Raw genomic sequence first — 16,815 nt, forward strand, 5'->3', positions numbered from 1 at the left:
GGGAATCGAAAATGAACGTATATATTGGATGATCAAAGAAGTTGCCCGTTCGGGTATGTGCCCGCAACTACAGTAGAATGTGCTTTGCAAATGGTTCGGGATTATGATGTGAATATTCTTTCTCTTGATTTTAATATGGGATGGGGAGCGAAAAATGGACTAGATTTTGTAGAAGCTTTTTGTACAGAGGGGTTATATGTAAATGAAATTCACTTTCATACGAATGATGTCATCGGTATGCACAAGATGAAACAGAGAATGGATAAGGGAAAGGAAGAAGGAGAAATTACTCCTCACCTTGTTATTAAATACGTGGGAAGCTAAAAACTCCAAAGTAAAACTTTGGAGTTTTTAATGTTTCATATGGGCTTGTAAAGGAATAATCTCTTCTTGTTGAGCTGTTGCGATTTCAGTTTCTTCCTGTTGAACTTCAGGCGTTTTCTTTGTTAAGTAGTGGTATACCATACCGACAAATACTGATCCGCCAATAATGTTACCAATTGTAACAGGAATTAAGTTATGAATAGCACCTGAAAAAGAAATTGTCTCAGGATGCGGTGAAACTAAAGATAAAGCAAAGAGTGATAAGTTTGCAATACTATGTTCGTAACCAGATAAGAAGAATGTGAAAACAAGTAGCATCATGACCATTATTTTTGCTGTGTCACCTTTAACCTGAGAAGGTAAGAAGCAAGCAAGACATACGAGCCAGTTACATAAAATGGCTTTAAAGAATAACTGCATTGTAGGTGTATTCATCTTTCCTTCAACGACTTTACTCATTAAGTGACCGTGATCAATTGCTTCAAAAATTCCAGTTGCGTAAAATAGTAAGGCAAAGAATAATGCGCCGGCTAAGTTACCTGCATAACAAGCAACCCAGTTACGAAGTGTATCAGAAATCGTTGTTTCTTTTCTTAAAGTTGCGACAGTAAAGTACATTGTGTTCCCAGTAAACAATTCAGCACCGCCATATATAATAAGTACGAGAGCAATCCCGAAAAACATAGAAGCGGCTAAATAAGTTGCTGGTGAATCTGCAATGTGAAAAAAGTTACCTAATTTAAAACATAGTACAATAATAAAACCGATATAAATACCAGCAAGTGCAGCACGAATGAAATATTGCATTGGGTTTGTATCTAGTATTTTCTTTTTGCTTTTAGCCAGTTTGACAACATAATCTAGTCCTTGTTCTAGCATGAGTAATACGCTCCTTTAGTAAATCTTCTATAAATACTCCTTATATGAATAAAGTACATGGAATTGTTCTTACTTTCAATAAGTTTGTGCAATGTTTCACAAAAAGGACATACATACATTAAGAAAACGTTTACAAAAGGTAGTATAATGGAATTTTTTCTGGACATTGCGAGGAAGAAAGGAAAAAGAAAAAGCGCTGTAATTACAGCGCTTTTTCGTCTAAATTCTTTTCCACTTTTACTTCTACTTCTTTTGAGAAGAACCAACCACCAACTGCGATTCCGACTAATACAATCCAGAATGTAAGCTTCCACGGAGTGGATTCTGGGAATGAATGTGGAATTACATTTAATGCAGGATGTGCTAATGTATAAACTGCTAGCTTCACACCAACCCAACCTACAATTAAGAATGCTGCAGTTTCAAGCCCTGGTTTACGTTTTAAGATTTGTACGAAAGCAGTTGCTGCAAATCGCATAATGATTAATCCGATAAGTCCACCTACAAAGATAACAACGAATTGCCCAGTATCAAGACTACCAATTGTACCTAGTCCTGTTTTTGGTAAAGTCATTGCTAGTGCAACAGCAGCTAAAATTGAATCAACTGCGAAGGCGATATCAGCAACCTCAACTTTAAATACAGTCCACCAAAAGTTCTCTTGTTTTTTCTTTGCTTCTTTTTCTTCTGTTTCTTCATCTGTATTCTTTTTAACATATGTTTTAAATAAGTGATTACCAGCGATAAACATAAGGTAGATGGCACCGATTGCTTGCACTTGCCATACATCGACTAAGAACGAAATCATAAATAACGATCCAAATCGGAAAACGAATGCCCCCGCTAATCCGTAAAATAGTGCTTTCTTTCGTTTTTCTTCTGGTAAATGTTTTACCATAATTGCAAGAACAAGAGCGTTATCAGCCGCTAAAATCCCTTCAAGTGCAATTAGGATGAGTAATACCCAACCATACTCCAATAATAATGATACATCCATGTACATTCTCCTCTCATCTCTATAACTTCTAAATAAGTGAAGAATTTCCCCACTATTTAGTTTCCCCATACTCCTGCCTATTAACTTTGGAAGAATCTGGAAATGAATGCAAAAAAGACCTCTGCCGTTAATAGGCAAAGGTCTTGCTAGACATATGTAATAAAAATGCCAACAAAGCCGGAAGAACTAAGTTCTACGTAATGACGACTTTGTTTCCAAGATATATTCTTGGACGCTACTCCCCTTTGGAGATATGTTATTGTATTCTCATTATATGGATAATTTATACGGTTGTCAACCTGTTAAAATATCTTCATTCGGATATTTTATTTTTCGGTTCTTTTTACGAGCAAATGAAAATGCCAATGTTAAAGGACCCATTTTCCCAAAAAACATCATAAAAATAATAATCGCTTTTCCAATTATAGTTAAGTGGGGTGTTAAGTTCATACTGAGGCCAACAGTCCCAAATGCTGAAAATACTTCGAAAGCACTCATCAATAGAGGAACTCGTTCAGTAATACTCAAAATTAAAATAGCAAAAAAGATAAATGAAATAGAAATAATAGTAATGGTTAATGATTTGACAATGAGAGTATCTTTAATGGATTTTTTAAATACGACAATATCTTCTTGTTCTTGTAAAAATTTAAATACACCAAAAAATATGATTAAAAATGTTGTTAACTTAATCCCCCCACCCGTTGAAGCACTACCAGCACCAATAAACATAAGTAGCATCATTAATAGCAGGGAAGGTTTTGACAATGTAGAAATATCAACTGTATTAAACCCGGCAGTTCGCGTTGAAATTGCTTGGAAATAAGAGGCCATTCCTTCTTCAAATGGGGTAAAACCTCTCATAGAAAGAGAGTTATGGAACTCGAATATAAAAATAAAAAGGGTAGCAATAATGTTGATGATTAGAGTAGAAGAGAGCATAAGTTTTGAATGTAGTGTAAGGTTTTTAAAGTTTTTCTTTCTTTTTATGTCTACGATCACTGTAAAACCAATTCCACCTAAAATGATGAGAGAGGAAATGACGAAATTGACAATAATGCTATGAGAATGGGACATTAAATTATCGCTCCACACAGAAAAACCAGCATTGTTAAAGGCTGAGATTGAATGGAAAAAACTATAATAGATCCCTTTGGTAACCCCGTATTTTGGTACCCATTCAAAAGAAAGAATTAAAGTAGCGATACATTCGACTGTAAAAGAGAATAAAAATAATGCTTTGGCAAGACGGATGACGCCGCCTATATTCGTTTGATTTAATGCTTGTTGTAATAAAATACGGTTTTGAAGACCGATTTTTCTGCCGAGCATAATCGCAATTAAGACAGCAAAGCTCATAATACCAAGTCCGCCAACTTGTATAAGCGTTAAAATGACACATTGTCCAAACAAAGTAAATACTTTTCCAGTGTCCACAACACCAAGCCCTGTAACCGTACAGGCAGAAACTGTTGTAAATAAAGCATCGAGCCATGAAATAGACGTTGTTGTAGCGATTGGAAGCTTTAATAAGCATGTACCTATAATTGATAACATGATAAAAGACAAAGTAAGAACGCGGGGAGGACTCATACGAATGTTAATCCGTTTCATGTTATATATCGTTCCTTTCTGTTTGCTCTTACTAGTATGTGAAAAAGTCCGATTATGTATGTGAAAAATAGAAAGAGGCAGAGAATATCTGCCTCTAAGCCATATGTTATATTATTATCCGCGTAATTGTTGTTGAGCTAAAGAAACAAGACGTTTTGTTACTTCACCGCCAACTGATCCGTTAGAACGAGATGCTGTATTAGACCCTAAGCTTACGCCGAATTCTTGTGCAATTTCATATTTAAATTGATCAAGTGCTTGTTCAGCACCTGGAACTAGTAATTTGTTTGTTTTTGCCATGATGATACACATCCTTATGAGTAATCCAGTCCAGATAAGTACTTATCTGAATTGGTACTGTTATTTTATGTGGAACCGGCGTGCTCATACGCGGAAGTAATCGGTGTGATTAGAAGTTATTGGATAGAAAAAAGAGTAGCAAATTTGCTACTCTTTTTTTAGTATTGTCGCTGTACCTTCCACGACAATATCATCCGATTGATTATATATATTTGTTTGCAACGTAATGATTTTTTTATCGTCACGCTTCTTAATAACCTCTGCCACAACGCGAAGTGTATCACCGATTTTGACAGGGGCACGGAATGAAACATTTTGGGATAAATAAATCGTATTTTTGCCTGGGAGTTTCGTTCCAAGGATGGTAGAAATAAAACTCGAAACGAGCATACCATGGGCAATGCGTTCTTTAAACATTGTCGTTTTTGCAAAAGAGTCTAAAATGTGAATAGGATTCACATCCCCAGTCAATTTTGCAAAATTGATAACATCTTCATCTGTAATTGTTTTTGTAAGGGATGCTTGATCACCGACTTGAATCTCATCATAACGAAGCTCCGGGACGGTTTGTGCTTCTTGGAATGGATTCATTTTGTCCTCCTTCTTTTCCATATCGAAAAATGCCAGCCATCTTGATGTAGTAGGAGGAAGAAAGAGTTTTGTTTGTGCTGCAGTTAGCTCCCACATTTTTCTTACTTGATGGAAGTAAATAGATTTTTTGAGTTTTCCTCGAACTTTTTTGCGAGTTCCAACTGTTTTGACTTGAACTCTTCCAAAAAACCCTCTAACTGTTTTTGAGCCTCTTCACGTTGTAATTGTTGTTGCACAATAAATTGTTTTGTTGTTTCTTCAAATTGACCGCTTGTTTGTGTAAGAATTGACAAAGATGTTTTTGTAGGAGAAACAGTAAGTTGATGCATATGAGCAGAAAGTTCCTTCCATTTGTCCTGCCACTCGTTAATTTGATCATTTAAGGAGTTTCCAGTTAATTGTTTCACGTAATCTGTATATTGGTTGTTGAACTGAGCAGTGAGTTGTTGTAGTTCTTTTTCTAGTTCATCTACTCCTGATGTTAATTTATGCAAAGCGTCTTGTTGTTGTTTTAATGTTTCTAAAGTAAGCTGCTCTAATTGTTTCCCAGCTGAAGAGAAAAGGGAAAGTGATTGAGACCAGTTTTTCCAAAATGCATCGACTAATTCGTATGGTTTAGTTTCCATTGTTTGACCCCCAAATGTTTTTTTGCATATTGTGAACGCAGATTACTCTGCTGTACCACCAGGTGAAGATGAAGAATCCTTTTCATCCTTTTCTGGAGAAGTAGAAAATGGAAAGAATGCATTGGTGTATAACGTGAAAAACGTTCGCAACATATTTTGATAATGTTCAAAAGAAGTCGCACATGTTGTTAAATATTGCTCTCCATATTCAGTTAAAGAATAAATTCTTTTTGCCGGCCCTCCATCGCTTGTATCCCAAGTAGAAGAAATAAGGTTTTCTTTTTCTAACTTGCGTAGTGTTCTATAAACATTACCTTGGTCAACAGAAGAAAAGCCGATATCCATTAGCATTTGAATAAGTTTGTAACCATGAAGACTCCAGTCTTTTAGACAGAGAAGTAAGAAGGGAACTAAGAAGTTTTTTGGCATGGAGTTTGGTTGTTTCGCTTGGTTGCTTTCCAAACTTTCGCGTTGTTCTGGTTCATTTTGTAGCATGATTGTGCATCACCTCATGAATCAGTTAGATGGAATTTTTTGCTTATAAGTGCAATTTACACTTATCTGTTTTTAAAGTCAACACATTTGTTAGAAAATAGAAAAAAATAAAATATAGACTTGAAGTTTTATTCAGAATATTAGAAAATAGTGAATAGGTTGAATTGTTTCAAAAACGAAAAAGGGAGTGTAGGTAAAGTGATTGATCAAAAATTCGATCCACTACAAGCATGGAAAAATGCTTATGAACAAACCGAAACATTTTGGGGAAAAGCGCTCAATGAAACAATTAAAACAGAAGAATATTCTGCTTGGATGGGCAGCGTTCTAGATTTGAATTTGTTTTATCAAAAAGCATTAAATGATACGACAAAAAACTATTTAGAACAAGTAAATGTGCCGACGAAAGAGGATATCGCAAGAGTAGCTACGCTAGTTATTAACTTAGAAAATAAAGTAGATAACATTGAGGAGTTTCTAGAGGAAAAAGTAGATTCTTTAGGACAAGCTCCTACATTAAAGCGTGATGTAACGAAAGTAAAACAAGATATTCGTACGCTTGAAACAAAAGTAGATCAAATTTTAGAATTGCTAGAAAAGCAAAATGCAGTACTAGCTAAACTACAAGTACCTGTAAAAGAAGAGGTAAAGCCTGCGAATAAGCCAGAAAATAAAAAATGATAAAAGCGCTTGTTTATAACAGATAAAAGAGAGAGGGAGAATCTCTTTTCACGTATAAACAGCGAAACATAATTATATATGGACTCTATAGTATGAGTACCAAAATGATTCATAACAATCGTTCACAAATTCATTTAAGGGGGAAAAGAAATGGTTCAATTAAATGGAAAAGTAGCAATCGTAACAGGTGGAGCAAAAGGAATTGGAAAAGCGATTACAGTAGCATTAGCACAAGAGGGAGCAAAAGTAGTTATTAACTATAATAGCAGTAAAGAAGCAGCTGAAAACTTAGTAAACGAATTAGGAAAAGACGGACATGACGTTTATGCAGTGCAAGCGGATGTTTCTAAAGTAGAAGATGCAAACCGACTTGTAGAAGAAGCTGTGAATCATTTTGGTAAAGTTGATATTCTTGTTAATAATGCTGGTATTACAAGAGATCGTACATTCAAAAAGTTAAATCGTGAAGATTGGGAGCGCGTAATTGACGTGAATTTAAGTAGCGTATTTAATACGACAAGCGCGGTTCTTCCATACATAACTGAAGCGGAAGAAGGAAGGATTATTAGCATTTCTTCTATTATTGGTCAAGCAGGTGGATTTGGCCAAACAAACTACTCAGCAGCAAAAGCAGGTATGCTAGGATTTACAAAATCGTTAGCGTTAGAACTTGCAAAAACAAATGTCACTGTAAACGCTATTTGCCCAGGATTTATTGATACTGAAATGGTAGCAGAAGTACCAGAAGAAGTACGTCAAAAAATCGTTGCAAAAATCCCGAAAAAACGTTTTGGTCAAGCCGATGAAATTGCAAAAGGTGTAGTATACCTATGCCGTGACGGTGCGTATATCACAGGTCAACAATTAAACATTAACGGCGGATTATATATGTAATGAAGTAAGAAAAAAGTGCATATCCATAGCAGGAATGCACTTCTTTTTTTAAGAAGGAAATCGACCAAAAAGGAGATAAAAAAATGACTACATTCGCAACAGAATGGGAAAAGCAATTAGAGCTATACCCAGAAGAGTACCGAAAAGCATACCGCCGAGTGAAAAGGGCGAGTGAAATTTTATTACGTGAACCAGAGCCGCAAGTAGGGTTAACGCCGAAAGAGGTTATTTGGACGAAGAATAAGACGAAGCTTTATCGCTACATTCCAAAACAAGAAAAAACACAAAGAGTTCCAATTCTGTTAATATATGCTCTTATTAATAAACCATATATTATGGATTTAACTCCTGGAAATAGTTTAGTGGAATATCTAGTGGATCGTGGTTTTGATGTGTATATGCTTGATTGGGGCACATTTGGTTTAGAAGATAGTCATTTGAAATTTGATGATTTTGTGTTTGATTATATTGCAAAAGCAGTAAAAAAAGTAATGCGAACTGCAAAATCGGACGAGATTTCTTTACTTGGTTATTGCATGGGTGGAACGCTAACTTCTATTTATGCAGCACTTCATCCGCACATGCCAATTCGTAATTTAATTTTCATGACAAGTCCTTTTGATTTCTCTGAAACAGGATTGTATGGCCCTTTATTAGATGAGAAATACTTCAATTTAGATAAAGCGGTTGATACATTTGGAAATATTCCGCCAGAAATGATTGATTTCGGAAACAAAATGTTAAAGCCAATTACGAACTTTGTTGGTCCATATGTTGCTTTAGTAGATCGTTCAGAGAATGAGCGCTTCGTCGAAAGCTGGAGATTGGTTCAAAAGTGGGTTGGTGATGGTATTCCGTTCCCAGGTGAATCATACAGACAGTGGATTCGTGATTTTTATCAAAATAATAAGTTGGTTAAGGGTGAACTCGTTATTCGCGGACAAAAGGTAGACCTTGCAAATATTAAGGCGAATGTCTTAAATATTTCCGGGAAACGTGATCATATCGCTTTGCCATGTCAAGTAGAAGCATTACTAGACCATATTTCTAGCACAGATAAACAATATGTATGTTTACCAACAGGGCATATGTCTATCGTTTACGGTGGAACAGCTGTAAAACAAACATATCCGACGATTGGAAATTGGCTTGAAGAGCGTTCTAATTAAAAATAAAAAAATCCAACTAGCCTATGTTAGTTGGATTTTTTTATGAAAAATAACAAAACATAGAAAGGAGAAATTTATATTTTAGGAGTATAATTATGAAACTTATGATGGGTAAGTTGTTTTGGAATACAGGAGTTTCTGTACCTTGTTATCCACTGTTAGAAAATGATATGATATGTGATGTGCTCGTAGTCGGAAGCGGCGAAGCTGGTGCTCATATAGCGCATTCGTTAGCGAAAATTGGCATGAGTGTTACACTTATTGAAAAAAGAGCCATTGCATGTGGTAGCACAGCTGCTAATACAGGTTTACTACAATTTCTTCATGATAAATCGTTAACCTCTCTTATCCATACATTTGGTAAAGAAAAAGGGGTGCGAGCATATAAGCTTTGTTATGAAGCGCTAAGAACAATGGAAGCGGTAATACCGACTCTTGATATTAATCCCCATTTTATTCTGCGAAATAGTTTATATTATGCAAGTAAAAGTGAGGATGTCTCATTTTTACAAGAGGAGTACAATACGTTACAGAATTATGGATTTCCTGTTGAGTATTTTACAGCATCTGATATTAAGGAGCGTTATCCTTTTATAAAACAAGCGGCATTATATACACACGGTGATGCTGAGGTAAATCCGTATTTATTAGCACATAGTCTTTTGCATAAAGCAAACCAAATGGGAGCTAATATATATGAACATACAGAGGCAATACATATAAAAAAACGCAAAAATGATTTAATTTGTTACACGAAAACAGGGAGTCAAATTGTAGCAAAGAATATTATTATGGCGACAGGTTATGAAGCGCTTTTTGGAAAGAAAGAAAAAAATACAACAGTAGACACCTCTTATGCAATTGTAACAAATGAAATAGATCAGTTTGAAGGCTGGCATGAGCGATCGTTAATTTGGGAAACGGCACGACCCTACTTATATTTTCGAACGTATCAAAACCGCATTATTGTAGGCGGATTAGATGAAGCGATGCAAATTCAAACAATCGGTGATACGAAATTATTGCATAAGCGTGATATCCTTATTAATATTGTAAAAGAGATGTTCCCGCAGTATAAAAATATACAGGCAGACTACTATTGGGCAGCCGCATTTGGTGGTACTCATGATGGTCTTCCCATTTTAAAAGAAGATGAAAAGATACATAATTTATTTTACGCATTGCCGTATGGAGGTAATGGAACTGTATATGGAATGGTCTTTGCCAAATTATTTGAGCAGTTATTTACAAATAAAGAAAGTAAAGATTTTTCTTTATTTAATCGATAGAAAAAAGGTAGCGAAGTGATGGAATGAGAGATATAAAAAAGTTTTTACAAAAATTACGTCCTGTACAACTCATCGTTTTGTTTTATTTATTAGCGGTAGTTGTATCGGTGATATTGCTTAGTTTCCCGTTTGTTACGAAGCCCGGTGTGAAATGGACATTTATAGATGCTCTTTTTACATCGGTTAGTGCGGTAAGTGTTACGGGGCTGTCTGTTATTACGATTTCAGATACGTTTACTACTGCAGGAATTATTGTTTTAGCTCTTATTTTACAATTAGGCGGCTTAGGAATTATGGCGCTTGGTACATTTGTTTGGATCATTACGGGGAAAAAGATTGGTTTGCAAAGAAGAAGATTAATTATGGCAGACCATAATCAAGGAAATTTATCGGGTCTCGTAGAATTGATGCGTTCTATTTTAATTGTAATTATTTCGATAGAACTTATTGGAGCAATCTTATTAGGTACAAGATTTTTACTTTACTTTCCGACTTGGCAAGAAGCTTATTTTCACGGTTTCTTTGCAGCTGTTAGTGCGACTACGAACGGCGGATTTGATTTAACAGGACAATCATTAATTCCGTATAAAAAAGATTATATTGTTCAAATGATTCATATGTTACTAATTATTTTAGGAGCGATTGGTTTCCCTGTGCTAATGGAAGTAAAGCAATTTCTTAGTAAAAGGCGACAACAATTATTCCGTTTTTCATTATTTACAAAATTGACGACAACAACATTTTTCACACTCGTTGTTGTTGGTACAATTATGATTTTTTTACTGGAGAGAAATCATTTTTTAGTAGGAAAATCATGGCATGAAACTGTATTTTATACATTATTTCAATCTGTGACGACGCGAAGTGGTGGACTTGCAACAATGGATATACGTGAATTATCACAACCGACGCTTTTATTTATGAGTATATTAATGTTTATAGGGGCATCTCCAAGTTCGGTTGGGGGCGGAATACGTACAACTACATTTGCTGTTAGTATATTGTCACTATACACCTTTGCAAGGGGCGGTAGAACAGTTAGAGTCTTTAAACGTCAGCTACATGAAGAGGATGTACTGAAAGCATCTGTCGTTATGACGATGGGGATTTTGTTATGTGCTACTGCGCTATTCATTTTATCTATTACGGAAAATGTACCGCTTATGAGCTTAATTGTTGAAGTTTGTTCTGCTTTCGGAACGACGGGACTATCAACAGGTGTTACGCCTGATTTAACAACTGTTGGGAAACTTGTACTTATTGTGCTTATGTTTATCGGACGCGTTGGTATTTTAACATTTATTTTAGCTAGTGGTGGAAGGGAACAACCACCTCGCTATAAATACCCGAAAGAGCGGATTATTATTGGATAGTATGAAACCATTCTACCTATGTTAGGTAGAATGGTTTTTTAGTCGTTAATGCCAAATTGTGGATGCATAAAAGCTTCATTTTTATTATCCACTTCGTTTTTTAGTAACTCTTGATTTTCTTCTGAAATCCACCCAATATCATTTGTCGGATGGATCCACTCATCGCCAGCCATAATGGCAGGATCTACTTCATCACTCCAATTGTTAAGCGGACTGTTCTCGGAATTATATTTACTGTCTCCAATTACAATATTATATTGATTCACAAAAGGTTGTTGCATCGTTTTTCCTGTTCCTTTAAAAGATGGAAAATTCATTTGATGCGGGAGCGTTTCGTCTAAAATGGGTGATTGAATCTTTTCTTTTTTCTTCAAAATTATCGCTCCTTTTTATAATGATTTCTTCATATGTAGTATTTCCATCTAACGCCTCTTATGTACTTGTTAACACTTGCCAGTAATAATTATTTTAAGTTGTTTCAAACTAGAGTAGAAAGTGATTTCTTGAGAGCAGGTGAATGTATTGGTAAAAAGAAAAGTGAAACAAAATGCGGCAATCAATAATAATAAAACTCCGAAAGAAAGCTTACCAGATGCAGAATTTGCATTAGAGTATGAAGGAGAAAATAGCGCAAAGTATGCGAATCGTAATTCAAAAAAAGGGAAACAAAAATGAGGCGTTTTTTACAAACGCCTCATTTTTTTGTGGGATTATAAAGGTTTTTTTAATTATTTGTAAATTTAGTGTTTTCTATTAGCAGAAAAATGCGAAAAAACATAGAAGTAGCAACGTATTACACAAAAACAAACAACAAACAAAAGATTAATGTTGGTTTAATACTGCTTTTACACTAGTTGTTTATATTTGAGTTGTACATAAGATTTGTAAAAGGAGAGAGAAACAGTGAAAAAAACAATCTTTAAAGCTGTAGCGACTGGAATGGTATTTTCGTTATTAATGGGGTGTGGTGCAAAGAAGGAAGAAAGTGCTGGAGCGAAAGTGAAAGATGACAAATTATCTGGATCATTAACTGTTTACACAGCAATTGAAGAAGAGCTTGTACCAATTTATCTTGATTCCTTTAAAAAGAAATATCCTGATGTGAAATTGAACATTGTACGTGATTCAACAGGAGTTATTACTGCGAAATTGCTAGCTGAAGGGAAAAATACACAAGCAGATGTTGTATGGGGAACTGCGGCATCAAGTCTATTAGCTTTAGATAAAAAAGATATGTTAAAAGGATACTCTCCAAAAGGAGCAGATCGTGTTCTTCCACAATTTAAAGATGATAAGCAACCTGAAAAATGGGTAGGAAATACTGCATTTATGACGGGGATTGCTGTAAATAAAGAAGAGTTAAAGAAGAAAAATTTACCGATGCCAGAATCATATGAAGATTTAACGAAACCAGAGTATAAAGGAACACTTGTTATGCCACATCCAGCATCATCTGGAACAGGATTTTTAACAGTTTCTGCATGGCTACAAATCATGGGTGAAGATAAAGGCTGGGATTACATGAAGAAACTTCATGATAATATGGCAAGTTATACGCATTCAGGATCAAAACCAGCGAAATTAGCAGGAGCGGGTGAATATCCAGTTGGCGTATCAATGGTTTATAGTGCTTTGAAAGAGAAACAAAAAGGTGCACCAGTTGAAGTTGTATTGCCGAAAGAAGGATTAGGTTGGGAAGTAGAAGCGAACGCACTTATTAAAAAAGATAATGCAAAAAATGAAAAATTAGCGCAAGCATTTTTAGATTGGGCGATTACTGATGATGTAATGAAGTTATACTTCGAGAAAAATGGATTTGCGACAATTAAAAATGGTTATAAACTTCCAGATGGATTCCCTAAAGATGTAACAGAAAAGTTATACAAAAAGAATGACTTTAAGTGGGCAGCAGAAAATCGTGACAAAATTTTAGAAAAATGGGAAAAAGAGTTTGGCCAAAAAGCAGAACCGAAAAAGTAAGTGAGTGGGAGAGAGAAAAAATGAGCGAATATTTATCAATTCAACACATTCAAAAACAGTTTGATGCATTTACAGCGTTAAAAGATATTTCTTTTACTGTGAACAAAAATGAGTTTGTATGTTTATTAGGCCCAAGTGGTTGTGGGAAAACGACATTGCTTCGAATTTTAGCAGGGCTAGAAGAGGCAACAACAGGTAGTATAGCTGTGAATGGAAAAGATATTACAGCATTACCTCCTGGAAAGAGAAACTTCGGAATGGTGTTTCAATCGTATGCATTATTTCCGAATTTAACAGCACTTGAAAATATTGAATACGGCTTAAAGACAAAAAAATATGGAAAAGTAGAAGTAAAAGAGAAAGCGCTAGAGGCGTTAAAACTTGTAGATTTGCTGAATGTAAAAGATAAATATCCTGCTCAAATGTCTGGTGGACAACAGCAGCGAGTGGCACTTGCACGTGCGCTCGCTCTGTCTCCAGATATTTTGTTACTCGATGAGCCGTTATCTGCTTTAGATGCAAAAGTACGTGAAAAATTACGTAGAGAAATGCGTGATTTGCAAGAGCAAGTAGGAGTAACAACTATTATGGTCACGCATGATCAAGAAGAGGCATTAACGATGGCTGATAAAATTGTTGTAATGAATCATGCGGAAATTATGCAGATTGGAACACCAGAGGAGATTTATCAAAGACCGGCCAATCCGTTTGTGGCAGATTTTATTGGTTCTATTAATTTCTTTTCGAAAAATAACGAAGAGCATGCAATTCGTCCTGAACATGTAACAATTGTACAAAAGGACGGTATTAAAACAGTTGTGGAAAGTATGGAATTTCGTGGATCTGTATATCGAACGGAAGTGCGAGTCGTAGAAGAAAACACACACCTTTATAATGAGAAAATTGTAGTGGATATATTAGCATCAGAAGTAGAAGTAGCTGATATTAGAAAAGGAAAGCCGATTCAAATCTCTTTCTCAGAAAATCATATGTTGTCATATGGAAAGAAGGTCATTGTATAGATGGAGATGTTAGAAAACTACAAGGTAGAAAGTGCGAAAAAAAAGATTAAGAGAAGTATAGGGAAAGAGGAATGGATCCAAAGGCTTGTAATTATCGGTATGATTCTTTCCTTCCTTGTCATACTTGTATTACCACTATTACAACTATTTACACAAGCTTTTTATAATAAAGATGGAGTTTTCATTGGTTTAGCGAATTTCAGTAAATATTTTACAACACCAACTTTAGTTCAGTCTTTACAAAATACGGTATGGATTTCGGGCGCAACAACAATTATTTCAGTTTCAATTGCATTCGTTTACGCATATGCAATTGCCCGTACGAATGTTTTTGGAAAGCGTGTATTTCAGTATGTAGCGTTATTACCATTGTTTGCACCAACGATGATGCACGGTATAGCACTTACATATTTATTTGGTAATCAAGGGCTAGTAACGAAAGGAATGTTTGGGTTATTTGAAGGTATACAAATCCCTTTATATGGACCAGTAGGAATTGTAATAGCTGAAGTTATGTATACATTTCCGCAAGCCTTTCTCATATTACTAATTGCCTTTCAAGGATCCGATTATCGTTTATATGAAGCTTCTAATATGCTAGGGGCGAGTAAAACAAAACAATTTTTCACGGTTACTTTACCTAGTGTAAAGTACGGATTAATTAGTGCAATGTTTGTTGTGTTTACACTTAGTTTCACTGATTTTGGGGCACCAAAAATTGTTGGTGGACAATATAATGTGCTTGCTACTGACGTATACAAACAAGTAATTGGACAGCAAAATATGTCGATGGGTGCAACAGTTGGAATGATTTTATTAATCCCAGCTATATTCGCATTTGCAGTTGATCGTATTACGCAAAGAAAGCAGGCGAATTTCTTATCTTCAAAAGCAGTACCATACAGAATAATAGCTAATAAGAAAAGAGATGTCATCTCATTCATATACTGTAGTGTGATTACATTTATGATCATTCTGTTATTTGTGGCAGTTGGTATTGCTGCAAGTGTGAAAGTATGGCCATATAATATGAGTTTTACATTTGAGCATTTTAATTTTTCGAGTTTAACAGGAGATGGACTTGAAGCATTTAAAAATAGCGTAATTGTTTCAGCAGTTACAGCAGTTATTGGGGCGATTTTAACATTTGTATTTGCATATGCAATTGAGAAAATAGACCAGCTACAATTCTTCCGAAAAACAGGTTACTTTTTCTCTATCGTTCCTTTAGCCATACCAGGTTTAGTACTCGGATTAGGATATGTCTTTTTCTTTAGTCAACCAACGATTCAAATTTTGGGACTATCAGTAACGAACCCGTTTCATTCTTTATACGGAACAATCGCTGTGTTAGTACTAGTAAATATCATTCATTTTTATTCTGTAACATTTGTCACGGCAACGACTGCTTTAAAGAAATTAGATCGAGAGTTTGAGCTTGTTTCGCAGTCGATGGGTATTCCGTTTTATAAAACATTCTTTAGAGTAACGGTACCAATGTGTTTACCAGCAATTTTAGAAATGGTAATGTACTACTTCGTAAATTCAATGGTAACTGTATCGGCAGTTGTATTCCTATATGCAGCTGATTTTAAACTAGCTGCCGTATCAATCGTAAATATGGATGATGCAGGAAATGTGGCGCCAGCAGCTGCAATGAGTGTGCTTATTGTTGTTACAAATATTGTAGTAAGAGTTGTATATGAATGGGGAACGAAAGCACTTCGTAACCGAACTTCACAATGGCAAAAAAGATAAGTAAGAAAGGTGATGGACAGAATGAAAATTGAAGCAGTTATTTTTGATTGGGCAGGGACAACAGTTGATTACGGATGTTTTGCACCACTAGAAGTATTCATGGAGATTTTTCATAAACGGGGTGTAGCAATTACAGCAGAAGAAGCTCGTAAGCCAATGGGGTTATTAAAAATAGATCATGTAAGGGCACTTACTGAGATGCCTCGTATTGCGAGTGAGTGGAATCGTGTTTTCCAACAATTACCAACAGAAACAGACATTCAGGAGATGTATGAAGAATTTGAAGAGATTCTCTTCGCTATTTTACCACGCTATGCTTCGCCGATTAATGGAGTAAAAGAAGTGATTGCTTCTTTACGTGAAAGAGGAATTAAAATTGGTTCAACGACTGGTTATACGAGAGAAATGATGGATATTGTAGCAAAGGAAGCAGCGTTACAAGGATATAAACCTGATTTTCTTGTTACGCCAGATGATGTTCCAGCAGGCCGTCCATATCCATGGATGTGCTATAAAAATGCAATGGAACTTGGTGTGTATCCGATGAACCATATGATAAAAGTTGGGGACACAGTATCAGATATGAAAGAAGGTAGAAATGCTGGAATGTGGACAGTTGGTGTAATTCTTGGCAGTAGCGAGCTCGGTTTAACGGAAGAGGAAGTGGAGAATATGGATTCGGTAGAACTTCGTGAAAAAATAGAAGTAGTTCGCAATCGTTTCGTTGAAAATGGGGCGCACTTTACGATAGAAACGATGCAGGAACTCGAAAGCGTAATGGAACATATCGAGAAACAAGAACTTATTATTTCATAAAAGGGGA

The 16,815-nt window shown here is 35.5% G+C and carries 18 protein-coding genes, 1 pseudogene and 1 riboswitch; of the genes and pseudogenes, 11 read left to right on the forward strand and 8 right to left on the reverse strand.

All coding sequences use genetic code 11. The features are described from left to right. Positions 1–11: 11 nt before the first annotated feature. Positions 12–324 (forward strand): annotated as a pseudogene (locus tag NST27_RS06585) (cyclic-phosphate processing receiver domain-containing protein). A 27-nt stretch (positions 325–351) separates the two neighbouring features. Here the strand turns inward: NST27_RS06585 and NST27_RS06590 are convergent. The 7 genes from NST27_RS06590 to phaQ form a co-directional block, all read right to left on the reverse strand. After that, positions 352–1,203 (reverse strand): formate/nitrite transporter family protein, encoded by an 852-nt coding sequence (locus NST27_RS06590; RefSeq protein ID WP_000893027.1) that lies wholly within the window; start codon positions 1,201–1,203, stop codon positions 352–354. A 202-nt stretch (positions 1,204–1,405) separates the two neighbouring features. Further along, on the reverse strand, positions 1,406–2,200 hold the full coding sequence (locus NST27_RS06595; RefSeq protein WP_000383326.1) for a TerC family protein: 795 nt from the start codon (positions 2,198–2,200) through the stop codon (positions 1,406–1,408). An 82-nt stretch (positions 2,201–2,282) separates the two neighbouring features. Then, a riboswitch (yybP-ykoY riboswitch) is annotated at positions 2,283–2,456 on the reverse strand. Positions 2,457–2,494: 38 nt separating this feature from the next. Continuing rightward, the gene (locus tag NST27_RS06600) at positions 2,495–3,814 is read right to left on the reverse strand and encodes a TrkH family potassium uptake protein (RefSeq protein WP_000822339.1); all 1,320 of its coding nucleotides are present in this window, start codon (positions 3,812–3,814) and stop codon (positions 2,495–2,497) included. Between the two features lie 114 nt (positions 3,815–3,928). After that, positions 3,929–4,114 carry an alpha/beta-type small acid-soluble spore protein gene (locus tag NST27_RS06605; protein WP_001140707.1) on the reverse strand — a complete coding sequence of 62 codons (186 nt, stop codon included), beginning with the start codon at positions 4,112–4,114 and terminating at the stop codon, positions 3,929–3,931. Between the two features lie 147 nt (positions 4,115–4,261). Continuing rightward, positions 4,262–4,705, reverse strand: coding sequence for a MaoC family dehydratase (locus tag NST27_RS06610; protein ID WP_001067916.1), 444 nt, complete (start codon positions 4,703–4,705; stop codon positions 4,262–4,264). A 101-nt stretch (positions 4,706–4,806) separates the two neighbouring features. Next, the gene (gene phaP / locus NST27_RS06615; RefSeq protein ID WP_000448595.1) at positions 4,807–5,331 is read right to left on the reverse strand and encodes a polyhydroxyalkanoic acid inclusion protein PhaP; all 525 of its coding nucleotides are present in this window, start codon (positions 5,329–5,331) and stop codon (positions 4,807–4,809) included. A gap of 42 nt (positions 5,332–5,373) precedes the next feature. Next, a complete protein-coding gene (phaQ, locus tag NST27_RS06620) occupies positions 5,374–5,826 on the reverse strand; it encodes a poly-beta-hydroxybutyrate-responsive repressor (RefSeq protein ID WP_000939955.1) in 453 nt (150 codons plus the stop codon). 198 nt (positions 5,827–6,024) lie between these two features. On the opposite strand from phaQ, the gene phaR reads away from it, so the two are divergent. The 5 genes from phaR to NST27_RS06645 all read left to right on the forward strand — a co-directional run bounded on the left by phaR (position 6,025) and on the right by NST27_RS06645 (position 11,232). Further along, a complete protein-coding gene (gene phaR / locus NST27_RS06625) occupies positions 6,025–6,507 on the forward strand; it encodes a polyhydroxyalkanoic acid synthase subunit PhaR (protein ID WP_000566942.1) in 483 nt (160 codons plus the stop codon). A 150-nt stretch (positions 6,508–6,657) separates the two neighbouring features. Continuing rightward, positions 6,658–7,401, forward strand: coding sequence for an acetoacetyl-CoA reductase (locus tag NST27_RS06630; RefSeq protein WP_000250407.1), 744 nt, complete (start codon positions 6,658–6,660; stop codon positions 7,399–7,401). An 83-nt stretch (positions 7,402–7,484) separates the two neighbouring features. After that, positions 7,485–8,570, forward strand: a complete 1,086-nt coding sequence (gene phaC / locus NST27_RS06635) for a class III poly(R)-hydroxyalkanoic acid synthase subunit PhaC (RefSeq protein ID WP_000206336.1) — start codon at positions 7,485–7,487, stop codon at positions 8,568–8,570. Between the two features lie 95 nt (positions 8,571–8,665). Beyond that, positions 8,666–9,859, forward strand: a complete 1,194-nt coding sequence (locus NST27_RS06640) for an NAD(P)/FAD-dependent oxidoreductase (protein ID WP_000772516.1) — start codon at positions 8,666–8,668, stop codon at positions 9,857–9,859. Between the two features lie 23 nt (positions 9,860–9,882). Further along, the gene (locus NST27_RS06645; RefSeq protein ID WP_001204693.1) at positions 9,883–11,232 is read left to right on the forward strand and encodes a TrkH family potassium uptake protein; all 1,350 of its coding nucleotides are present in this window, start codon (positions 9,883–9,885) and stop codon (positions 11,230–11,232) included. 38 nt (positions 11,233–11,270) lie between these two features. Here NST27_RS06645 and NST27_RS06650 read toward each other — a convergent pair whose 3' ends face one another. Further along, positions 11,271–11,606 (reverse strand): DUF3905 domain-containing protein, encoded by a 336-nt coding sequence (locus tag NST27_RS06650; protein WP_000726026.1) that lies wholly within the window; start codon positions 11,604–11,606, stop codon positions 11,271–11,273. 148 nt (positions 11,607–11,754) lie between these two features. Between NST27_RS06650 and NST27_RS06655 the strand changes: the two genes are divergently transcribed. From NST27_RS06655 to phnX, 5 genes are all read left to right on the forward strand, one after another. After that, positions 11,755–11,907 (forward strand): hypothetical protein, encoded by a 153-nt coding sequence (locus NST27_RS06655; protein WP_000240799.1) that lies wholly within the window; start codon positions 11,755–11,757, stop codon positions 11,905–11,907. A 228-nt stretch (positions 11,908–12,135) separates the two neighbouring features. Beyond that, the gene (locus NST27_RS06660) at positions 12,136–13,212 is read left to right on the forward strand and encodes a putative 2-aminoethylphosphonate ABC transporter substrate-binding protein (RefSeq protein WP_000750896.1); all 1,077 of its coding nucleotides are present in this window, start codon (positions 12,136–12,138) and stop codon (positions 13,210–13,212) included. A 20-nt stretch (positions 13,213–13,232) separates the two neighbouring features. Next, entirely contained in the window at positions 13,233–14,234 is a 1,002-nt protein-coding gene (locus NST27_RS06665) for a putative 2-aminoethylphosphonate ABC transporter ATP-binding protein (RefSeq protein WP_000006193.1), read from the forward strand. Then, positions 14,235–15,992: a putative 2-aminoethylphosphonate ABC transporter permease subunit gene (locus tag NST27_RS06670; protein WP_000425518.1), complete on the forward strand. Its 1,758-nt coding sequence runs from the start codon at positions 14,235–14,237 to the stop codon at positions 15,990–15,992. A 21-nt stretch (positions 15,993–16,013) separates the two neighbouring features. Then, on the forward strand, positions 16,014–16,808 hold the full coding sequence (gene phnX / locus NST27_RS06675) for a phosphonoacetaldehyde hydrolase (protein WP_047385775.1): 795 nt from the start codon (positions 16,014–16,016) through the stop codon (positions 16,806–16,808). Positions 16,809–16,815 lie beyond the last annotated feature (7 nt).

The sequence above is a fragment of the Bacillus sp. FSL W8-0770 genome (genome assembly GCF_038008705.1).
GTDB lineage: Bacteria > Bacillota > Bacilli > Bacillales > Bacillaceae_G > Bacillus_A > Bacillus_A cereus.

Coding starts and splice junctions, on each gene's coding strand:
- NST27_RS06590 (WP_000893027.1), bottom strand. CDS start 1,203: ATGCTAGAACAAGGACTAGATTATGTTGTCAAACTGGCTAAAAGCAAA.
- NST27_RS06595 (WP_000383326.1), bottom strand. CDS start 2,200: ATGGATGTATCATTATTATTGGAGTATGGTTGGGTATTACTCATCCTA.
- NST27_RS06600 (WP_000822339.1), bottom strand. CDS start 3,814: ATGAAACGGATTAACATTCGTATGAGTCCTCCCCGCGTTCTTACTTTG.
- NST27_RS06605 (WP_001140707.1), bottom strand. CDS start 4,114: ATGGCAAAAACAAACAAATTACTAGTTCCAGGTGCTGAACAAGCACTT.
- NST27_RS06610 (WP_001067916.1), bottom strand. CDS start 4,705: ATGAATCCATTCCAAGAAGCACAAACCGTCCCGGAGCTTCGTTATGAT.
- phaP (WP_000448595.1), bottom strand. CDS start 5,331: ATGGAAACTAAACCATACGAATTAGTCGATGCATTTTGGAAAAACTGG.
- phaQ (WP_000939955.1), bottom strand. CDS start 5,826: ATGCTACAAAATGAACCAGAACAACGCGAAAGTTTGGAAAGCAACCAA.
- NST27_RS06630 (WP_000250407.1), top strand. CDS start 6,658: ATGGTTCAATTAAATGGAAAAGTAGCAATCGTAACAGGTGGAGCAAAA.
- phaC (WP_000206336.1), top strand. CDS start 7,485: ATGACTACATTCGCAACAGAATGGGAAAAGCAATTAGAGCTATACCCA.
- NST27_RS06640 (WP_000772516.1), top strand. CDS start 8,666: ATGAAACTTATGATGGGTAAGTTGTTTTGGAATACAGGAGTTTCTGTA.
- NST27_RS06645 (WP_001204693.1), top strand. CDS start 9,883: ATGAGAGATATAAAAAAGTTTTTACAAAAATTACGTCCTGTACAACTC.
- NST27_RS06665 (WP_000006193.1), top strand. CDS start 13,233: ATGAGCGAATATTTATCAATTCAACACATTCAAAAACAGTTTGATGCA.
- NST27_RS06670 (WP_000425518.1), top strand. CDS start 14,235: ATGGAGATGTTAGAAAACTACAAGGTAGAAAGTGCGAAAAAAAAGATT.
- phnX (WP_047385775.1), top strand. CDS start 16,014: ATGAAAATTGAAGCAGTTATTTTTGATTGGGCAGGGACAACAGTTGAT.